This window comes from Thioalkalivibrio sp. ALgr1 (genome assembly GCF_000378285.1).
Classification (GTDB): Bacteria; Pseudomonadota; Gammaproteobacteria; order Ectothiorhodospirales; family Ectothiorhodospiraceae; genus Thioalkalivibrio.
This window is the reverse complement of record NZ_KB905132.1, coordinates 531,491-547,776: the sequence shown is the minus strand read 5'-3', so window position 1 is coordinate 547,776 and position 16,286 is coordinate 531,491. Positions and strand designations below refer to the sequence as shown.

The following is a 16,286-nucleotide window of genomic DNA, read 5'->3' as shown; positions in this document are numbered from 1 at the left end:
ATGGATCGCGCGCACAAGGGGCCGCTGGTCATCGGCATCGGCAACCCCTGGCGCGGCGACGACGGCATCGGCCACGCGGTGGTGGACGCGCTGGTCGACACCCCGGGCCTCGCCACCGCGAAAAGCCACGGCGAACCCGCCGAACTGATGGAGCTGTGGCAGGGCCATGATCCGGTGATCCTCGTGGACGCCATCGTCACCGGCGCCGCCCCCGGCACACTCCACCGCCTGGACGCCCGCGAGCCGCTGCCGCGCGGCGCCCGCTACTCCTCCCACGGCATCGGCCTCGCCGAGGCCGTCGAACTGGCCCGCTCCCTGGGCGAGCTGCCGGACACCCTCATCGTCCACGGCATCGAACCGACGTGCCTCAAGGACGCCGCCGATCTCTCGCACGAGGTCCGCGAGTCCATTGCCTCAGCCGTCTCCCGAATCACCGACGACCTCGCGGCGGCCGTGCACGGGCAACCTCCGTGCACCAACAGAGCAGGGTCACAGCACTCGAACTGATTGAACGTGCTGGCGAAAGACGCGATATGGAGACCGCTCAGGACCTTGGAGGGCCGGCTATGGTGGCCAAATGGCGGGTCAAGGTGACCCGCCGGCGACAGTCTGGAGCCCGAAGCACTGTCAGCGTCCCTCGAACGCGGCGAGGATTTCGGCCTCCAGCAGGGATTCATCGCCGCTGTGGCGAGGGGAGAAGTGGAACGGGATGACCCGCCGCGCACCGGCCTCGCGGGCCAGCTGACCCGCCTGACGCGCGGTCAGGTGGGCCGTGGTGGCGGCACGCTGTCCCGCGGCGTGGAGGAACGGGGCCTCGATGTAGAACAGGTCCGCGTCCCGGGCCAGTTCCACAATGGCGCGGCGGTTGGCCTCGTGGAAGGCGACATCGGTCACGTAGGCGATCTTCTGCCCGCGAGTCTCTTGCAGTACCTCCCGGCGCAGGCGCCCGAGCGGGAGTTCGCGCCGATGCTCGCCGTGGCGGTCGTGCCAGGCGACCTCCACCAGGGTGTCGTCCGCCGCCTGCTCCCGCACCAGGCGCTTCAGGTGCGCGAGCCACGGACCGGTCGGCAGGCCGAGGGCCTCGAGTCGGTTGCGCCAGACGTTGATGTGGGTCTTCTCCTCCAGCACAAAACCGAGACAGGGGATGCCGTGATCCAGGTGCACCGCACGGATGCGGAAGCCGGGTTCGTCGAGCAGTACGCCATCGTCGGGTGCCGGCGGAGTGGCGTCCTCGCGGCGAAAGCTATCGCCGGAACGAAACCGTGCGCGGGCATGGCGACCATCGGCGCCGAACTCGGTTACCTCGAACACCAGTTCGGTCGCGAAGTGGTGCAGCAGATTCCAGGTGTAACCCTGCAGGTGGTGGCCGGCACGTTCGATCAGACCCGGCGGTCCGTACAGCCGCAGGTGCGCATCGCGGCCCAGTAGCAGCCGTAACAGGGTGTCGAAGCCGATGAAATGGTCCATATGGACATGCGAGACGAACACGTCCGACAGGCGCAGGACCCGGCGCGGAGGCAGGCGACTCATCTCGCCAAGGTCGAACAACAGCGCGCGGCGCTGGAACAGGCAGTCGATATAGAGCGCCGGGTCGCCGCAGGGTCCGTTGACCAGATGGGGGTGGAACAGTGGCGTCACCAGCGAACCCCCTCGCGAATGGCCCCGACATGGCCTTCGGGGCCTTTTGCTCCAGTGTCGCAGGAACCGCTAACCGGACGAACCGGGGTTGGAGTTCGGCAACCGGCTGAACGGGGACGAGAATGCACAGCCACGACGACGTTCAGGCGCTTGGAGGCGCGGTTTCGGCGTTGCAATGGGGCTCCACGATGCCCTGCGAACGAGAGGCCGGACCCGGGCTCACGGGCCTGGCAGGCGGTAGCCCAAGAGGATCCGCCAGCACAACGGAACCGCAGCATCGGGCGCGCCCGTTTTCGTCAACAACGGGCGGCCGGGCGCCTGCTGGCAATGGCTTGTGGGGTTGGCACCCCAGGTTTCCCTAATGGTGTGCGGAAACCGCAGCCGCAAACTCGCCGCAAAGCTCGTGGGTGGCCGAGTGGGAAATGTCTCCGAGGGACAGCATGCCCACCATCCGCTTGTCCTTGTTCATAACCGGCAGACGGCGGATCTGGCGCTCTTCCATAAGGTGTACGGCGTGTTCGAGGTCATCGTCCTCGAAGCAGTAGATGATCCCCGCTGTCATGACATCACGCGCCGTTAGGGACGCCATCTCTTTGCCCTCGGCGATGCCACGGCAGACGATGTCACGATCGGTCAGCATGCCGATCAGGCGATCGTTCTCGCCAATCGGGACTGCGCCAATATCCTTCTCGCGCAGGAGCTTTGCGATTTCGATGATGGACGTATCCGGAGCGCACCACTCCACTCCGCGGTGCATGGCTGATTTGATGTCCATGGCCCTGACCTCGCTGTATGAGTAATTACTCTTGTATAGCCAAGGCTTAGGGCACTGGCCAGGCGAATAATTTCATCATTCGGGCGAAGCGGAGGAATGGGCTCCGAACGACGAGGTCGATTGAGAAGCCCACAGCCATTCGACCGAGGACGGACCCGGGGGAGACACTGAATTAATCGCGCGTGCCCGCTCGGACGGCTCGGCGCACCCCTCACGACCGCACCAGGACTCCGCGGCGTGAAGCCCCGGGCGGTACTGGCATTCCCTGGCTCAGATGTGACCCAGCGCCTCCATGGCGCGCGCCACCTTGACGAAACCGGCGATGTTGGCACCCACCGTGTAGTTGCCGGGTGCGCCGTACTCCTCGGCCGTCTCGTGGCAGGTCCGGTGGATGTTGGACATGATCTCCTGCAGGCGGGCCTCGGTGTGTTCGAAGGTCCACGAATCCCGGCTGGCGTTTTGCTGCATCTCCAGGGCGCTGGTGGCCACACCGCCGGCGTTGGCCGCCTTGCCGGGCCCGAAGGCGATTCCGGCCTCGCGGAAGGTCTGGATGCCCTCCGGCGTGACCGGCATGTTGGCGCCCTCGGCCACCGCAATGCAGCCGTTCTCGACCAGCGTCTTGGCATTCTTGCCGGTCAGTTCGTTCTGCGTGGCACAGGGCAGGGCCACTTCGCAGGGGATATCCCAGATACAGCCGTTCTCGGTGTACTTCGCGCTCTTCTTGCGCTCGGCATAAGCACTGATCGGGCCACGCTCGCGTTCCTTGATCTGGCGGACCAGCTCCAGGTCCAGACCGTTCTCATCGAGCAGCACCCCACGCGAGTCGGAACAGGCAACCACCCGGGCGCCCAGTTGCTGGGCCTTCTGGGTCGCATAGATGGCCACGTTGCCGGCCCCGGAGATCACCATGCGTTTGCCGTCCAGCGAGTCATTGCGGGCCTTGAGCATGTCCTCGGTGAAGAATACGGCCCCGTAGCCGGTGGCCTCGGTGCGAGCACGGCTGCCGCCCCAGTCCAGACCCTTGCCGGTGAATACGCCGGACTCGAAGCGGTTGGTCAGGCGCTTGTACTGCCCGAACATGTAGCCAACCTCGCGCTGGCCCACACCGATGTCGCCCGCGGGGACGTCTGTGTATTCGCCCAGGTGGCGGTACATCTCGGTCATCAGGCTCTGGCAAAAGCGCATGATCTCCGCGTCGGAGCGGCCCTTGGGATCGAAGTCGCTGCCACCCTTGCCGCCACCGATCGGCAGTCCGGACAGGGCATTCTTGAACACCTGCGAGAAGCCCAGAAACTTGATGATCCCCAGGTATACCGACGGGTGAAAACGAATGCCTCCCTTGTACGGCCCCAGGGCACTGTTGAACTGCACGCGGAACGCACGATTGATGTGCAGCTCGCCGCGGTCGTCCTGCCAGGGGACACGAAAGATGATCTGGCGCTCGGGCTCGCAGATCCGCTGAATGATCTTCAGCTCGGCGAATTCCGGGTACTTCACCAGGACCGGGCCCAGCGTATCCAGCACGCCGTGTACCGACTGGTGGAACTCCGTCTCGCCCGGGTTGCGGTGCAGGACTTCCTGATAAATGGGTTCAAGCTTCTCGTCGAGACTTCCGTTCATTGGGTCGTATCCTGATGGTCAGATTCACGCGAATTTAGGCGCGGAGCAGCAGGAAAACAATCCCGACCGCCCCATGCCGGGGCTGCGCGGCTGTCGCGCCACCCGCTTGACCGACTCTCGGGCCGATGGGCGTCTGCGGGAACCCTGGAGGCGCCCCTGGGGCGCGGAAGCGGACTCACTCCGAGACGCGGTCCCGTTCGGGCGCGGGCGGGGTCGCGCGGGAGGAGACGCTGAGGGCGGTGACCGTGACGAGGATGAGGGCCATCCCGATGATCTGAACGATTGCCAGGCTTTCGTGCAGGATCACGACCCCGAACAGCGTGGCGGTGACCGGCTCGATCATCGCCACGATAGAGGCCACGGCGGGCGCGGTCGTCCGGAGCCCGTTAATGTAGAACGCGAACGACAGGCCCGCTCCAAACACGCCCAGCGCGGCGAACAGCGGCCAGTCCGTGGTAGTCAGGACTGCGGCCATCTGCGTGTTGTCGCCCGGCAGCATCAGCAGGATCACCAGCACGCCGAAGGCAATCGTAAGGATCGCCTGCGGGCTGCCATGCTGGCCCGCGTACTTGAAGCCAAAAATGAAGATCGCGTAGGACAGGCCCGCCAGCAGGCCGGCACCGGCACCGATGAGCGTCACGCCGCCGGCTCCGGTGTCGTAGATCTGGGTGAGCAGGACGATGCCGACCATGACCATCGCGATGGCCACCAGCTTGAGCGTGGTGGGGGTTTCCAGCTTCAGAGCGAAAGAGATGATGTAGACAAACACCGGGGCGCAGTACATCAGCGTGGCGGCAACCGCCACACTGCCATGCGCGATGCTGAGAAAGTAGAACGCGAAGTTACCGGCCACGCCCAGACCGGCCACGGCCGACCAGAACCACATCCGGCCACTCCCCAGCCCGCTGCCACCCGGGCGCCAGGCCAGCCACACCAGCACAAACAAGAGACCAATGGCCCCGCGGTAGAACGAGACCACAAAGGCATCCCATCCCTCGGCCATGAGGATGCCGCCAATCCCGCCGGACAGCCCCCAGAAGAAGGCCGCCAGCACCACCAGTCCCACACCCAGGCCCATCAATAGCTCCCTTTGTTTCGTTGTATGCAACGGGCCGTCATCGGGGACGGAACAAGGCCGAGGTTCTCGGGCAACCTGCCCGTCCGCTGGCTGGGAAGGCGCCGGCATCCCGCTTGGAGCCCCTGCAGGATACGTGCCCTGAAGGGCGCGTCCAGAACCACGGTACCCTGCCAGGCCTTTGGCTGCTCTGCTGGCGGGGCATGAGGCGGCTACGACATGGCTTCCTCGATCCGCTGGCTCACGCGGTCGGCGACCTTGCCTCTCACCACGACCGCGTCGGCTCCCGCCTGGCGCGCGGCCTTCAGCATCGCGCCTTCGACGTGGGGGCCAAAGGCCAGGATGGAGGCATCGGGACAGCGTTCGCGCCAGTTGGCCACGGTGTCCACGTCGCGGGTCGCCAGGTCGACCACCACCAGATCGGGGCGCTCGGCCCCATCGCCACTGGTGACCGTGGCCCCGGCCGAGCGCCAGCGGGATTCGAGGCGCACGCGGGTCATCAGGTCCGGGGTATCGAGGTGGATGTGCATGGGCGTCTCCGGCGGAAGGGGTCTGTGACCTGGATGCACAGCCTCGCGCACGACGGGCAGGCGCACCAGAGACGCCATACGGGACAGCGAAAATTCAGTCCCGGAAAACATCCGCGCCTGTGCGGTTGAGCGCACCCCCGGGTTGGAGGAAGCTTGAGGTTGACACCGACTGCGCTGGCGCACCGAACCCAAGGGAAACACTGATTAATGGACACACTGTTGCGGTTCCCTTGTGCAGAATGACTGCACAGCAGTCACCGCGCCTTGTTCGCACGCAAAAGCGACTCGAGCGCGAGTGTGTCCATTAATCCGTGTTTCCCAAGGAGTCGAGATGCACGAGTTTTCGTTGATGGCCGACCTGATGCGCAAGATCGAGCATGTGGCGGCGGACAATAACGCCGAGCGGGTGACCCGGGTGCGGGTGTGGCTGGGCGCGCTGTCGCACATCACGCCGGAGCACTTCCGCGAGCACTTCGAGGATGGCACCCGCGGCACGCTGGCCGAGGGCGCCGAGCTGGAGGTAGAGACCTCGGATGACGAGACCCACCCCGAGGCGCAACAGATCCTGCTGCGGAGCCTGGACGTGGCGTGAACACGGCCACGACACGCACCCCGGCGCGGGAGCACTGGCGCCTGGTCGTCACCGGCCGGGTGCAGGGCGTGGGATTCCGGCCATTCGTCGCGGCGCTGGCAAAACGCCTGGCGCTGACCGGGACGGTCGGCAACACGCCCGCGGGCGTGGTGATCGAGGCCGAGGGGGACGCGGCCAGCCTGGATGCGTTTCGTACGGCACTGGTGCAGGAGGCGCCGGTGGCCGCGCGGATCGATGGCATCTCTGTCAGCCCCGTAATCCCGACTGGCGCGGCCAGTTTCCGGGTCACCGCGGGGCCGAACCGGGGCGGTGCCCCCGCCCTGGCCCCGGACCGTGCCCCCTGCCCTGACTGCCTGGCCGAGATCCGCGATCCGGGATCGCGGCGCTACCGCTATCCGTTCATCGCCTGCACTGCCTGCGGCCCGCGCTGGAGCATCACGACCGCGCTGCCCTGGGATCGTGTCCACACCACCCTGGCTGACTTCCCGCTGTGCCCGGCCTGTCGGGCGGAGTTCGAGAACCCGGGGGATCGGCGCTTCCATGCCGAGGCGATGGCCTGCCCGGACTGCGGGCCGCGGCTCGTGCAGCGCGCGCCGGACGGTACCGAACAGGCCACCGGTGATGCGGCACTGGATGCCGCCGTGGCCACCCTGCGAGAGGGGCAGATTCTGGCCCTGAAGGCCCCGGGCGGATTCCAGCTGCTGACGGACGCCACCCGCGAGTCCGCGGTTGCCCGCCTGCGCGCGCGCAAGCAGCGCCCGGAAAAGCCGCTGGCGGTGCTGCTGCCGGATGGCGGCTGGCTGGACCGTCTGGCCCATGCATCCGAAGCGGAACGGGCACTGCTGGACAGCCCGGAGGCCCCGATCGTGCTGGTGGATCGCAAGATTGGCGCGCCGCTGGCCGGGAACATCGCCCCGGGGCTGAACCGCCTCGGGCTGATGCGGGCGGCCACGCCTCTGCACCAGATGCTGCTGGACGCGCTCGCGATCCCGCTGGTCTGCACCTCCGGCAACCGCAGTGGCGAGCCGCTTTGTATCGACGGCGAGGAAGCGGTGGCCCGGCTGGGCGTGATCGCGGATGCCATCCTCGACCACGACCGGCCGATTGCGCGGCCGCTGGACGACAGCGTGTTCCAGATCGCGGCCGGGCAGCCGCAGTGCCTGCGCCTGGGACGGGGAGCCCTGCCCCTGCGCATCCCGCTGCCGCAGCCCGGCCCGGTCACGCTGGCGCTGGGCGGCCACCTGAAGGCGGCACCGGCGCTGGCCCTGGACCGCGAGGCCGTGGTCGGCGCCCATGTCGGCGACCTCGACAGCGATGCGGCCCTGCGCCGCCTCGACAGCGAGGCCCGCGCGCTGGCCGGGCTCTGCGGCGTGCAGATCGAACGCATCGCCTGCGACCGGCACCCGGACTATGCCTCCACCACGCTCGCCGAGGGCACGGGCGTGCCGGTCTTCCCCGTGCAGCACCACCACGCCCATGCCGCGGCCTGCCTGGCCGAGCACGGGGTGCAGGCCCCGGCTCTGGCGCTGATCTGGGACGGCGCGGGGCTGGGTGCCGACGGGACGCTCTGGGGGGGCGAGTGCCTGACCGTGGGCGCCGATGGCGACTGGCAGCGTCTGGGTCACCTGCGCCCGTTCCGCCTGCCGGGGAGCGAGGCCGCGATCCGCGAGCCGCGACGCGCGCTGCTCGGGCTGCTGCATGCGCACTTCGCGGGCGATACGGCGGCCCTGGCGGCCAGCCCGGTCCGGGCGCTGTTTAGCGATGCCGAGTGGGCACCCCTGCTCCGCGCCCTGGATCGCGGGGTCAATGCGCCCTGGACCAGCAGCGTCGGGCGGCTGTTCGATGCGGTGGCGGCCCTGACCGGGCTGCGCACCGGTGCCGGCTTCGAGGGGCAGGCCGCGATGCTCGTGCAGCAGGCGGCGGAGGCCTCACCGAGAGCAGCGGATGCCCCGGATCTGGTGCTGGATAACGCGATGCCCTGGCAGGCGGACTGGGGCCCGCTGATCGCCGCCCTGCTGGCGGCGCAGGCGGCCGGTGCATCCCCCGGGGGGATCGCCGCGCAGCTGCATGTCGCGCTGGCGCGGTTCGCGGTCGCCGCCGCACGGGCGGGCGGGCGCGAGACCGTGGCATTGACCGGCGGATGCTTCCAGAATCGGCACCTGCTGCAATGCTGCGTGGCGGCCCTGCGGGACGCCGGCTTTCACCCGCTGTGGCCACAGGCCGTTCCGCCCAACGATGGTGGACTGGCGCTGGGCCAGGCGGTGGTCGCGCGCCACGCCGCACACCCGGCCCGACCGGAAGGAGGAGACTGACCCATGTGCCTTGCGATCCCCGGCCTTATCGACGCGGTGGAGGGCGACGACCCGCTGTTCCGCCAGGCGCAGGTCCGATTCGGCGGGGTTGCGCGCACGGTGTCGCTCGCCTGCACCCCGGAGGCCGGGCCCGGCGACTACGTGCTGGTGCATGCCGGCATCGCGATCGCCACCATCGACGAGGCCGCGGCCGAACGCACCCTGGCCGCGCTGCGCGCGATCCCCGAACACGAGCCGCCCACCCCGGAGGGCCCGTGAGGCACCTGGACGAATACCGCGACCCGGCGCTGATCCTGCAGCAGGCGGAGGCGATCCGCGCGGCCTGCACCCGGCGCTGGACGCTGATGGAGGTCTGCGGCGGCCAGACCCACGCGATCCTGCGCCACGGGCTGGACGACCTGCTGGCGGGCTCGGTCGAGCTGCTCCACGGGCCCGGCTGCCCGGTCTGCGTGACCCCGACCGAGACCCTGGACCAGGCCGTACTGCTGACCCGCCGCCGGGAGGTGATGCTGTGCACCTTCGGCGATATGCTGCGCGTGCCCGGTGCGCTGGGCGACCTGAACGCCGCGCGCGCGGCCGGCGGGGACGTGCGCGTGATCTACTCGCCGCTGGATGCGGTCGCCCTGGCGCGCGAACACCCGCAGCGCGAGGTGGTGCTGCTGGCGGTGGGCTTCGAGACCACCGCCCCGGCCGCCGCGATCACGGTACTGCAGGCCGAGGCCCTGGGGCTGTCCAACCTGTCGCTGCTGGTCTCGCACTCGCTGGTGCCGCCGGCGATGGAGGCCCTGCTGACGGACCCGGCCCACCGCATCCAGGGCTTTCTGGCCGCCGGGCATGTCTGCACCGTGGAGGGGGCCGCGGCCTATCAGGCGATGGCCGAACGTTTCCGGGTGCCCATCGTGGTGACGGGCTTCGAGCCGGTGGACCTGCTGGCCGGGATCCGGGCCTGTGTGGAGCAGCTGGAACGCGACGAGGCCCGGGTCGAGAACCGCTACGACCGGGCCGCCCGCGATGACGGCAACGCGGCCGCCCGCGATGCGGTCGCCCGCGTATTCGAGCCGGTGGAACGCGAGTGGCGCGGCATGGGCCGCCTGCCCACCAGCGGGCTGGGCCTGCGCCCGGCCTACGCCCGCTTCGATGCCGTCGCGCGTTTCGGGATCGCGGCCCCCGCGACCGGGGCGGACGGGCCCTGCATCGCCGGCGAGGTGCTGCGCGGGCTGCGCCGACCGACCGATTGCCCCGCCTTCGGCCGCGCGTGCACCCCGGACACCCCGCTGGGCGCGCCGATGGTGTCCTCCGAGGGGGCCTGTGCCGCCTACCTGCACTACCGGGGCGGGGCATGACCACGGAGGTGGTCCGCCTCGCGCATGGGGGCGGGGGCCGGCTGCAGGCGAAGCTGCTGGACGAGGTGATCCTGCCGGCGCTGGGCAGCCCGGCCCGCGGGGCCCCCGATGCGGCCGTGCTCGACGCACCGGGCGGACGCCTGGCCCTAACCACCGACAGCTTCGTGGTGCGGCCGCTGTTCTTCCCCGGTGGCGACATCGGCCGCCTCGCGGTACACGGCACGGTCAACGACCTGGCGATGGCCGGGGCGCGGCCGCTGTGGCTGACGCTGGGCCTGGTCCTCGAGGAGGGGCTCCCAGTGGAGGATCTGCGGCGCATCCTCGCCTCCGTAAGCGCGGCTGCCGAAGAATGTGGTGTGCAGGTGATGGCCGGCGACACCAAGGTAGTCGAGGCCGGACGCGGCGACGGGGCCTATCTCAACACCAGTGGCGTGGGCGTCGTGCCGGAGGGGGTGCGGATCGCACCGGATGCGATACGGCCGGGAGACGTGCTGCTGGCCAGCGGCGATCTGGGCCGGCATGGCGTCGCCATCCTGGCCGCGCGCGAGGGTCTGGGGCTGGACCCGCCGATCCCCAGCGACAGCGCCCCGGTCGCCGGGGCAGTGGCCGCGCTGCTGGCAGCCGACGTGCCCGTGCATGCCCTGCGCGACCCCACCCGCGGCGGCACAGTGGCTGCGCTGCAGGAACTGGCGGACGCCTCCGGCTGCCGCCTGGTGCTGGACGACGCAGCCATCCCGGTGCGCGAGGACGTGCGCGGGGCCTGCGAGATCCTCGGGCTGGACCCGCTGCACAGCGCCTCGGAGGGCCGCTTCCTGGCCGCCGTGCCGGAACCCGCGGCCGAACACGCCCTGAGCGTACTGCGATCACGACCGGAGACGGCCGGTGCCGTCGCCATCGGCCAGGCCGAGGCGGGCGAGCCCGCGGTCATCCGACGCCTCGCGACCGGCGTGGAACGCCGGGTGATCCTGCCAGCCGGCGAGCAGTTGCCCCGCATCTGCTGAGGGACCACTGAAACCGCCCGATGGAGTCTGACAGAGACACGGGATGACGGGCATGACGGCGGCGCCCGCCGGACGTTATGGTGAAACTCACGGTTCAGTCAGGAGAAACCCACGATGTCGATGCGCCCGTTGATTCCCGCATTCCTCGCGCTCGCCAGCAGCCCCGCCCTCGCCCACCCGGGGCACGGCCATGGCGACGGCTTCTCTCTGCTGCACTACCTGAGCGCCCCGGAACATGTGGCAGGACTGGTATTGCTCGCTATGGTCGGCGGGGGCATTGTCGGCTGGTGGCTGCGCCGCCGAAGCCGTGACAACCGCCAGGACTGATCCAGGCGCCCCGCGCGTTCATGCGCCGGCTTCGAGCGGCCACCAGTAGCGCTGCTCGAAGTCCCGGTCCCGGTCGCGTACCGGCACCGACTGGAAGCCGACCCGGGCGAAAAAGCCGGCCGCCGACGTCTGCGCCTTGACCAGCACCCCGTCTACATCCGCAGCGCGGGCGGCCTCCTGGCAGGCCACTACCAGTTGCCGTCCGACACCCGTACCACGGGCGGTGCGGGCCACGTACAGGCCGTGCAGCAACAGACCCGCCGTCACGCCCTCGGGCAGGTCGCGGGCACCTACCGATTCCCAGGTCGCCACACCGACCACCTGTCCGGCCTCCTCCCGCACGACGGCGTCCAGGAACATCAGATCGGCCTCGGTGTAGCGATAGGCCGGCAGTGCCAGCCGGCGTACCCGCTCCGGCAAGGGCCAGTCCTCGATCGCCTCGGCGACCAGCTGATTGATCGCCCCCAGGTCCTCACGGCAGGCGGGGCGCAGGCCCGAACTCTGGACAACGCTGGCGGCCATCGGACACCCCTTATTCGGCACGGTTCATGCTGGGACCACGAGAGGGGTCAGGAGTGCCCCATGCCGAGGGCTTCACGACAGCGACATGTTCGATCAGAGATAATCACGCCGCACCGAAAAGAGACGACAGCGCACCATGACGGAACTGAAAAAAGCCATCGAGCACCAGCGCGAATATCTGGAAGCCCGGCTACAGGAGCCGCTGGCCGAAATCGCAGCCCGTATAAGCAAGGCCTGGCCGCGACGCGAGGCACTGGATTCGATCCTGGAAGAGGCGATCCGGCAGATCCCGGAAGCCACGTTTGTCTATGCCCTGAACACCGAGGGCATCCAGCTATCCGACAACATCTCGCGCAGCGGCGTGCTGCCGGAGCACTTCGGTCGCGACCGCTCGCAGCGCCCCTACATGAAGGAGGCGGTGCCAGCCGAGGGCTTCCTGCTGTCGGAGGCCTACATCAGCCTGCTCGGACGCCGCCCTTCGCTCACCTCGCTACAGCTGGTGCGCGACGAGAACGGCACGGCTCTCGGGTTCCTCGGCGCGGATTTCGACCTGCGCAACCTGCCGGATCTGTCGGAGGATCTCTACGAGGAACCGAACGAGTGGCGCCAGATCAAGGGCGACCCGTCCATCCGCGGTACCCTGTTCCTGCAGAGCCGCACCGAGAGCCTGATGGACCAGCACATCGACACCGCGCTGGCCATCCTGGAAGAGCTGTTCACCGAGCGCGGCGTATTCCAGGGCGTGTTCCACTTCTCCAGCTCGCGGGCGACGCTCTGGACTACGGAGGACCCCTACCGCTACCGCATCCTGACCCATGAATCCCTGGCCGACCCCGATGTCTGCCTCGCCTTTCCCCACGAGCCTTACCCGGAGGAAGCGCTGATCCCGAAAGAGTCCGTGGGCCGCGTGCTCGAAGGGCTCAAGGCCCTGCGCTTTGCCGACGAGACCATCTACCTGCGCTCGGCCTCGGTGAACCTGTTCAACGGCATGGTCAGCCTGACTTTCTCCTGCGACGGCTCCCACTACATGACCTGGGACGACTTCCTCGGCCGCTCCATCGACTTCTGGATCGGCGCCACCGGGTAGGAAACGCCCTCTCGCGCTGACAGCGACCCGTCGCCTGGGCCATGATGGTCTCGGAGCCAGGTGCGGGGACAACAGGGGATGGAGACCGCGGTAGCCAAGGAAATCGGCGGGCGGCGCGAGCAGCAGGACGCAGCCGGTGTATGGACCTGCCCGAATACCCGGTGCGCGTTGCTGGTCGTCGCGGACGGCATGGGCGGGCACGCGGACGGCGCTCAGGCAGCCCGGATGGCCATCGCCACCGCCGAGCGCCTGTGGCACGACTGCGACGGTCGCCCGGAGGACCCGGCGGCACTCCTGGAGCGCCTCTTTCGCGAGGCCCAGGCCGCCCTGCACAACCCCGGCGCGGCACCCGGCGAACAATCCGGGACCACGCTGGTGGCGCTGTATGTCGGGCCGGAGCGGGCCTGGTGGGCCCACTGCGGCGACAGCCGTCTGTATCACTTCGAGGGGGAGCGCCTGATCGCCCGCACGCGGGACCACACGCGGGTGCAGGCGCTGGCGGATGCCGGCGAGATCCGCGAAGAAGACATGGCAACCCACCCGGAACAGAACCAGCTCCTGCAGGCCCTGGGCGTGGTCGATCCGATCCGGGTGAAACATGGCGAGGCCTCGCTAACGCCCGATAGCCGCTTCCTGCTGTGCTCCGATGGGTACTGGGAACAGCTGGACCCCGAGGAAAGTGCTCAATGGATGAGTCAGCCGGATCTTCAGGCCGCCTGTACGCAGACGGCCGCCCGCGCGGCACAGCGCGGCGGCGTGCATGGCGACAATGTGGCCATCGCCGCCTGGCGTGCACAGGCCATGACCACCCCGGCTCGGCGCCACCTGCGTGCCGCCATCCGGCCGCTACTGCTGGGGGCCCTGCTCCTGCTCGCCGTCCTTGCAATCCTCTTCTGGCCTCTGGACTGAACATGACGCGTCTTGCTGTCGGGGCAGCATTGCCCCTCGTCGCCCTGCTGACCGGCTGTGCAATGCTGGGAGTCGAAGGAGATGAACCGGCCACCGAGGCGCCCGAGGTGTCAGAAGAGGCCGCTGCAGAAGGCCCCGCGCCAGCGGAGGACCTGACCATCGCGCAGATCATCGAGGCCCTGCAAGAGGGGGACATCGAACGGGCAGCCCCGGCCCTGGACCGATTCCTGAAGGGCGAGCCCGGGCACCGGGTCGCGCGCAGCCTGCGCGCGCAGCTGGATGCGGACCCGCGCGAGGAACTGGGCTCGGCCTACTTCACGCACACTGTCGAGCCGGGCGAGACACTGGGCCAGCTGGCCCGGCAGTACCTGGGTGATGCCAACCGCTTCCTGGTCCTCGCGCGTTACAACGACATCGAGCGCCCGTCGCGGCTACTGGCCGGCCAGCGCCTGCGCATACCGCAGAGCGCCGCGCGCGAGGTACCGGCCGCCAATGCGGAGGGACTCGAAGACCAGCTGACCGCCCTAGGCGGACAGGACGACGAAGAGGCCTACCTGCGCGCGATCGAGGCCGACCTGGAGGCGGGGCGTTACGAAGAGGCGCGCGACGGGGTGCGACAGGCGCGTGCACAGGCCGGCAATGGCCTTCGGGGGCAACGACTCGACGAGCTGGAACGCACGGTGGACGGCCGCTACTGGGAGCGGCACGGGCACGCGGCGCGGGATGCGGGTGACCCCGAGGCCGCGCTGGCCGCCTACGACCGGGCGTTGGAGGCCGACTCCGGGCGCGCCAAGGCCCGGGAGGCGCGCGAGGAACTGCGCGAACAGCGCAAGGACGAGCTGCATTCGGCCGCCATCCAGCGTTATCGCAACCAGGACCTGGACGAGGCGATTGCCCTTTGGGACAAGGCGCTGGAGCTGGACCCCGAGTTCGAGGCCGCTCGCGGATACCGCTTGCGGGCCCTGGAACTGCAGCGCCGCCTGGAGCGTCTGGGACGCTCGGAAGAAGGCGCTTCCTGAGCCAGTCAGACCCCGTATTCGGCGCGGTAGGCGCGCAGGGCCTCGAGGTGCTCAGGGGCGCGGCCGGTCTGCTCCAGCATCTGCACCAGGTCCCCCAGCCGAGCCACGCGCACGACCTCCAGGCCCAACTCGTCCTCGACCTCCTGAATTGCCGAACGCTCGCCGCGGCCGCGCTCTTCGCGATCCAGGGCAATGGCCACCGCCACCGGCGTGGCGCCCGCCGCGCGGATCAGCTCCACCGATTCGCGGATGGCAGTGCCGGCGGTGATCACGTCGTCCACGATCAGCACGCGCCCGGCCAGCGGTGCCCCCACAATGTTGCCGCCCTCGCCATGGTCCTTGGCCTCCTTGCGGTTGAAGGCCCAGGGCCGGTCCATCTCGTGGTCGCGGTACAGCGCCTCGGTGACGGCCGCAGCCAGCGGGATGCCCTTGTACGCCGGACCAAAGACCAGGTCGAAGGAGACGCCGGAATCGACGATCGCCTGTGCATAGAACTCGCCCAGGCGTACGAGATCGGAGCCGCGGTTGAACAGGCCGGCATTGAAGAAATACGGGCTTACCCGCCCCGACTTCAGTGTGAACTCGCCAAAGCGCAGGACATCGCGTTCCAGGGCATAGTCGAGAAAGGCATGGGCGGTCATCGTGGGGCTCCGGTCGGAAAACGCCGTATTCTGACACAGGCGGGGCTGGATTCATCATGCCAGCCCTTTCCTGCACGCGCGCGCGCCGGTATCGTTCCCGGCCATGCGCATACTCTCGATGAACGCCAACGGCATCCGTGCCGCCGCCCGAAAGGGCTTCTTCGACTGGCTCCCGACGACCGAGGCCGACGTGGTCTGCATCCAGGAGACCAAGGCCCAGATCCACCAGATTCAGGGCGAGCCTTTCCATCCCCCCGGCTACCACTGCGCCTATGTGGATGCGGTCAAGCCCGGCTACAGTGGCGTGGCCCTGTACAGCCGGCGTCAGCCGGACGAGGTGATCACGCGCATTGGCTTCGAGGAGGCGGACAACGAGGGCCGCTACGTGGAGATGCGCTTCGGGGACCTGTCCGTGGTGTCGCTCTACCTGCCCTCGGGTTCCTCGGGGGACCACCGGCAGGATTCGAAGTGGCGGTTTCTGGACTTCTTCCGGCCCTGGCTGGCGGAGCGCATGCAGGACGGGCGCGAGTGGGTGATCTGCGGCGACTGGAACATCGCCCACAAGGAGATCGACCTGCGCAACTGGAAATCCAATCAGAAGAACTCGGGCTTCCTGCCCGAGGAGCGGGCCTGGCTGGATCACCTGTTCGACGAGATCGGAATGGTGGATGTATTCCGGCGGCTGGACGACCGACCCGAGCAGTACACCTGGTGGTCCAATCGCGGCCAGGCCTGGGCGAAGAATGTGGGCTGGCGCATCGACTACCAGATTGCCACCCCCGGCATCGCGGAGACCGCGCGGGCCCCGTACATCCATACGGACGACCGCTACTCCGATCACGCCCCGTTCTGGATCGACTATGACTACACCCCCTGATCGTCGTTCGCGGGCCTC

At 68.9% G+C, this 16,286-nt stretch carries 18 protein-coding genes; 11 read left to right on the top strand and 7 right to left on the bottom strand.

The features are described from left to right. Entirely contained in the window at positions 1–507 is a 507-nt protein-coding gene (locus tag F466_RS0102600) for a hydrogenase maturation protease (RefSeq protein ID WP_018993388.1), read from the top strand. A 120-nt stretch (positions 508–627) separates the two neighbouring features. Here F466_RS0102600 and F466_RS0102595 read toward each other — a convergent pair whose 3' ends face one another. The 5 genes from F466_RS0102595 to F466_RS0102575 form a co-directional block, all read right to left on the bottom strand. Further along, entirely contained in the window at positions 628–1,638 is a 1,011-nt protein-coding gene (locus F466_RS0102595; RefSeq protein WP_018993387.1) for an MBL fold metallo-hydrolase, read from the bottom strand. A 358-nt stretch (positions 1,639–1,996) separates the two neighbouring features. Beyond that, a complete protein-coding gene (locus F466_RS0102590; protein ID WP_018175115.1) occupies positions 1,997–2,413 on the bottom strand; it encodes a CBS domain-containing protein in 417 nt (138 codons plus the stop codon). Between the two features lie 270 nt (positions 2,414–2,683). Further along, on the bottom strand, positions 2,684–4,033 hold the full coding sequence (gene gdhA, locus F466_RS0102585) for an NADP-specific glutamate dehydrogenase (protein ID WP_018175114.1): 1,350 nt from the start codon (positions 4,031–4,033) through the stop codon (positions 2,684–2,686). A gap of 175 nt (positions 4,034–4,208) precedes the next feature. Then, on the bottom strand, positions 4,209–5,111 hold the full coding sequence (locus F466_RS0102580) for a DMT family transporter (RefSeq protein ID WP_018139812.1): 903 nt from the start codon (positions 5,109–5,111) through the stop codon (positions 4,209–4,211). A gap of 209 nt (positions 5,112–5,320) precedes the next feature. Then, complete coding sequence (locus F466_RS0102575; protein WP_018139811.1) at positions 5,321–5,638, bottom strand: hypothetical protein; 318 nt, start codon at positions 5,636–5,638, stop codon at positions 5,321–5,323. A gap of 331 nt (positions 5,639–5,969) precedes the next feature. Here F466_RS0102575 and F466_RS0102570 point away from each other — a divergent pair, with 331 nt between their 5' ends. From F466_RS0102570 to F466_RS0102545, 6 genes are all read left to right on the top strand, one after another. Further along, positions 5,970–6,230, top strand: coding sequence for a hydrogenase maturation nickel metallochaperone HypA (locus F466_RS0102570; protein ID WP_018139810.1), 261 nt, complete (start codon positions 5,970–5,972; stop codon positions 6,228–6,230). Beyond that, positions 6,227–8,542 carry a carbamoyltransferase HypF gene (gene hypF, locus F466_RS0102565; protein WP_018993386.1) on the top strand — a complete coding sequence of 772 codons (2,316 nt, stop codon included), beginning with the start codon at positions 6,227–6,229 and terminating at the stop codon, positions 8,540–8,542. Before F466_RS0102570 ends, hypF begins: the two co-directional genes overlap by 4 nt. 3 nt (positions 8,543–8,545) lie before the next feature. Beyond that, positions 8,546–8,800, top strand: coding sequence for a HypC/HybG/HupF family hydrogenase formation chaperone (locus tag F466_RS0102560; RefSeq protein WP_018139808.1), 255 nt, complete (start codon positions 8,546–8,548; stop codon positions 8,798–8,800). Continuing rightward, on the top strand, positions 8,797–9,885 hold the full coding sequence (gene hypD / locus F466_RS0102555; RefSeq protein WP_018175107.1) for a hydrogenase formation protein HypD: 1,089 nt from the start codon (positions 8,797–8,799) through the stop codon (positions 9,883–9,885). The genes F466_RS0102560 and hypD overlap by 4 nt, the downstream gene beginning before the upstream one ends. Beyond that, complete coding sequence (gene hypE, locus F466_RS0102550; protein WP_018993385.1) at positions 9,882–10,886, top strand: hydrogenase expression/formation protein HypE; 1,005 nt, start codon at positions 9,882–9,884, stop codon at positions 10,884–10,886. The genes hypD and hypE overlap by 4 nt, the downstream gene beginning before the upstream one ends. Before the next feature lie 114 nt (positions 10,887–11,000). Further along, positions 11,001–11,213 (top strand): hypothetical protein, encoded by a 213-nt coding sequence (locus F466_RS0102545; protein ID WP_018175105.1) that lies wholly within the window; start codon positions 11,001–11,003, stop codon positions 11,211–11,213. An 18-nt stretch (positions 11,214–11,231) separates the two neighbouring features. On the opposite strand, the gene F466_RS0102540 is transcribed toward F466_RS0102545, so the two are convergent. Further along, positions 11,232–11,735, bottom strand: a complete 504-nt coding sequence (locus F466_RS0102540) for a GNAT family N-acetyltransferase (RefSeq protein WP_018175104.1) — start codon at positions 11,733–11,735, stop codon at positions 11,232–11,234. Positions 11,736–11,871: 136 nt separating this feature from the next. On the opposite strand from F466_RS0102540, the gene F466_RS0102535 reads away from it, so the two are divergent. From F466_RS0102535 to F466_RS0102525, 3 genes are all read left to right on the top strand, one after another. After that, the gene (locus tag F466_RS0102535; protein WP_018139803.1) at positions 11,872–12,822 is read left to right on the top strand and encodes a PDC sensor domain-containing protein; all 951 of its coding nucleotides are present in this window, start codon (positions 11,872–11,874) and stop codon (positions 12,820–12,822) included. A 78-nt stretch (positions 12,823–12,900) separates the two neighbouring features. Then, a complete protein-coding gene (locus tag F466_RS0102530) occupies positions 12,901–13,731 on the top strand; it encodes a PP2C family serine/threonine-protein phosphatase (protein WP_018139802.1) in 831 nt (276 codons plus the stop codon). A gap of 62 nt (positions 13,732–13,793) precedes the next feature. Then, positions 13,794–14,750, top strand: coding sequence for a LysM domain-containing protein (locus F466_RS0102525; RefSeq protein ID WP_198004208.1), 957 nt, complete (start codon positions 13,794–13,796; stop codon positions 14,748–14,750). Between the two features lie 5 nt (positions 14,751–14,755). Here F466_RS0102525 and pyrE read toward each other — a convergent pair whose 3' ends face one another. Next, entirely contained in the window at positions 14,756–15,391 is a 636-nt protein-coding gene (gene pyrE, locus F466_RS0102520; RefSeq protein ID WP_018139800.1) for an orotate phosphoribosyltransferase, read from the bottom strand. Between the two features lie 103 nt (positions 15,392–15,494). Between pyrE and F466_RS0102515 the strand changes: the two genes are divergently transcribed. Continuing rightward, positions 15,495–16,268: an exodeoxyribonuclease III gene (locus F466_RS0102515; RefSeq protein WP_018862862.1), complete on the top strand. Its 774-nt coding sequence runs from the start codon at positions 15,495–15,497 to the stop codon at positions 16,266–16,268. The last annotated feature ends 18 nt before the right edge of the window (positions 16,269–16,286 follow it).

Excerpts from the sequence above, each read along its gene's own strand:
- F466_RS0102600 (WP_018993388.1), top strand. The coding sequence starts at position 1 with ATGGATCGCGCGCACAAGGGGCCGCTGGTCATCGGCATCGGCAACCCC.
- F466_RS0102590 (WP_018175115.1), bottom strand. The coding sequence starts at position 2,413 with ATGGACATCAAATCAGCCATGCACCGCGGAGTGGAGTGGTGCGCTCCG.
- gdhA (WP_018175114.1), bottom strand. The coding sequence starts at position 4,033 with ATGAACGGAAGTCTCGACGAGAAGCTTGAACCCATTTATCAGGAAGTC.
- F466_RS0102580 (WP_018139812.1), bottom strand. The coding sequence starts at position 5,111 with ATGGGCCTGGGTGTGGGACTGGTGGTGCTGGCGGCCTTCTTCTGGGGG.
- F466_RS0102575 (WP_018139811.1), bottom strand. The coding sequence starts at position 5,638 with ATGCACATCCACCTCGATACCCCGGACCTGATGACCCGCGTGCGCCTC.
- F466_RS0102570 (WP_018139810.1), top strand. The coding sequence starts at position 5,970 with ATGCACGAGTTTTCGTTGATGGCCGACCTGATGCGCAAGATCGAGCAT.
- F466_RS0102560 (WP_018139808.1), top strand. The coding sequence starts at position 8,546 with ATGTGCCTTGCGATCCCCGGCCTTATCGACGCGGTGGAGGGCGACGAC.
- hypE (WP_018993385.1), top strand. The coding sequence starts at position 9,882 with ATGACCACGGAGGTGGTCCGCCTCGCGCATGGGGGCGGGGGCCGGCTG.
- F466_RS0102545 (WP_018175105.1), top strand. The coding sequence starts at position 11,001 with ATGTCGATGCGCCCGTTGATTCCCGCATTCCTCGCGCTCGCCAGCAGC.
- F466_RS0102540 (WP_018175104.1), bottom strand. The coding sequence starts at position 11,735 with ATGGCCGCCAGCGTTGTCCAGAGTTCGGGCCTGCGCCCCGCCTGCCGT.
- F466_RS0102535 (WP_018139803.1), top strand. The coding sequence starts at position 11,872 with ATGACGGAACTGAAAAAAGCCATCGAGCACCAGCGCGAATATCTGGAA.
- F466_RS0102530 (WP_018139802.1), top strand. The coding sequence starts at position 12,901 with ATGGAGACCGCGGTAGCCAAGGAAATCGGCGGGCGGCGCGAGCAGCAG.
- F466_RS0102525 (WP_198004208.1), top strand. The coding sequence starts at position 13,794 with ATGCTGGGAGTCGAAGGAGATGAACCGGCCACCGAGGCGCCCGAGGTG.
- pyrE (WP_018139800.1), bottom strand. The coding sequence starts at position 15,391 with ATGACCGCCCATGCCTTTCTCGACTATGCCCTGGAACGCGATGTCCTG.
- F466_RS0102515 (WP_018862862.1), top strand. The coding sequence starts at position 15,495 with ATGCGCATACTCTCGATGAACGCCAACGGCATCCGTGCCGCCGCCCGA.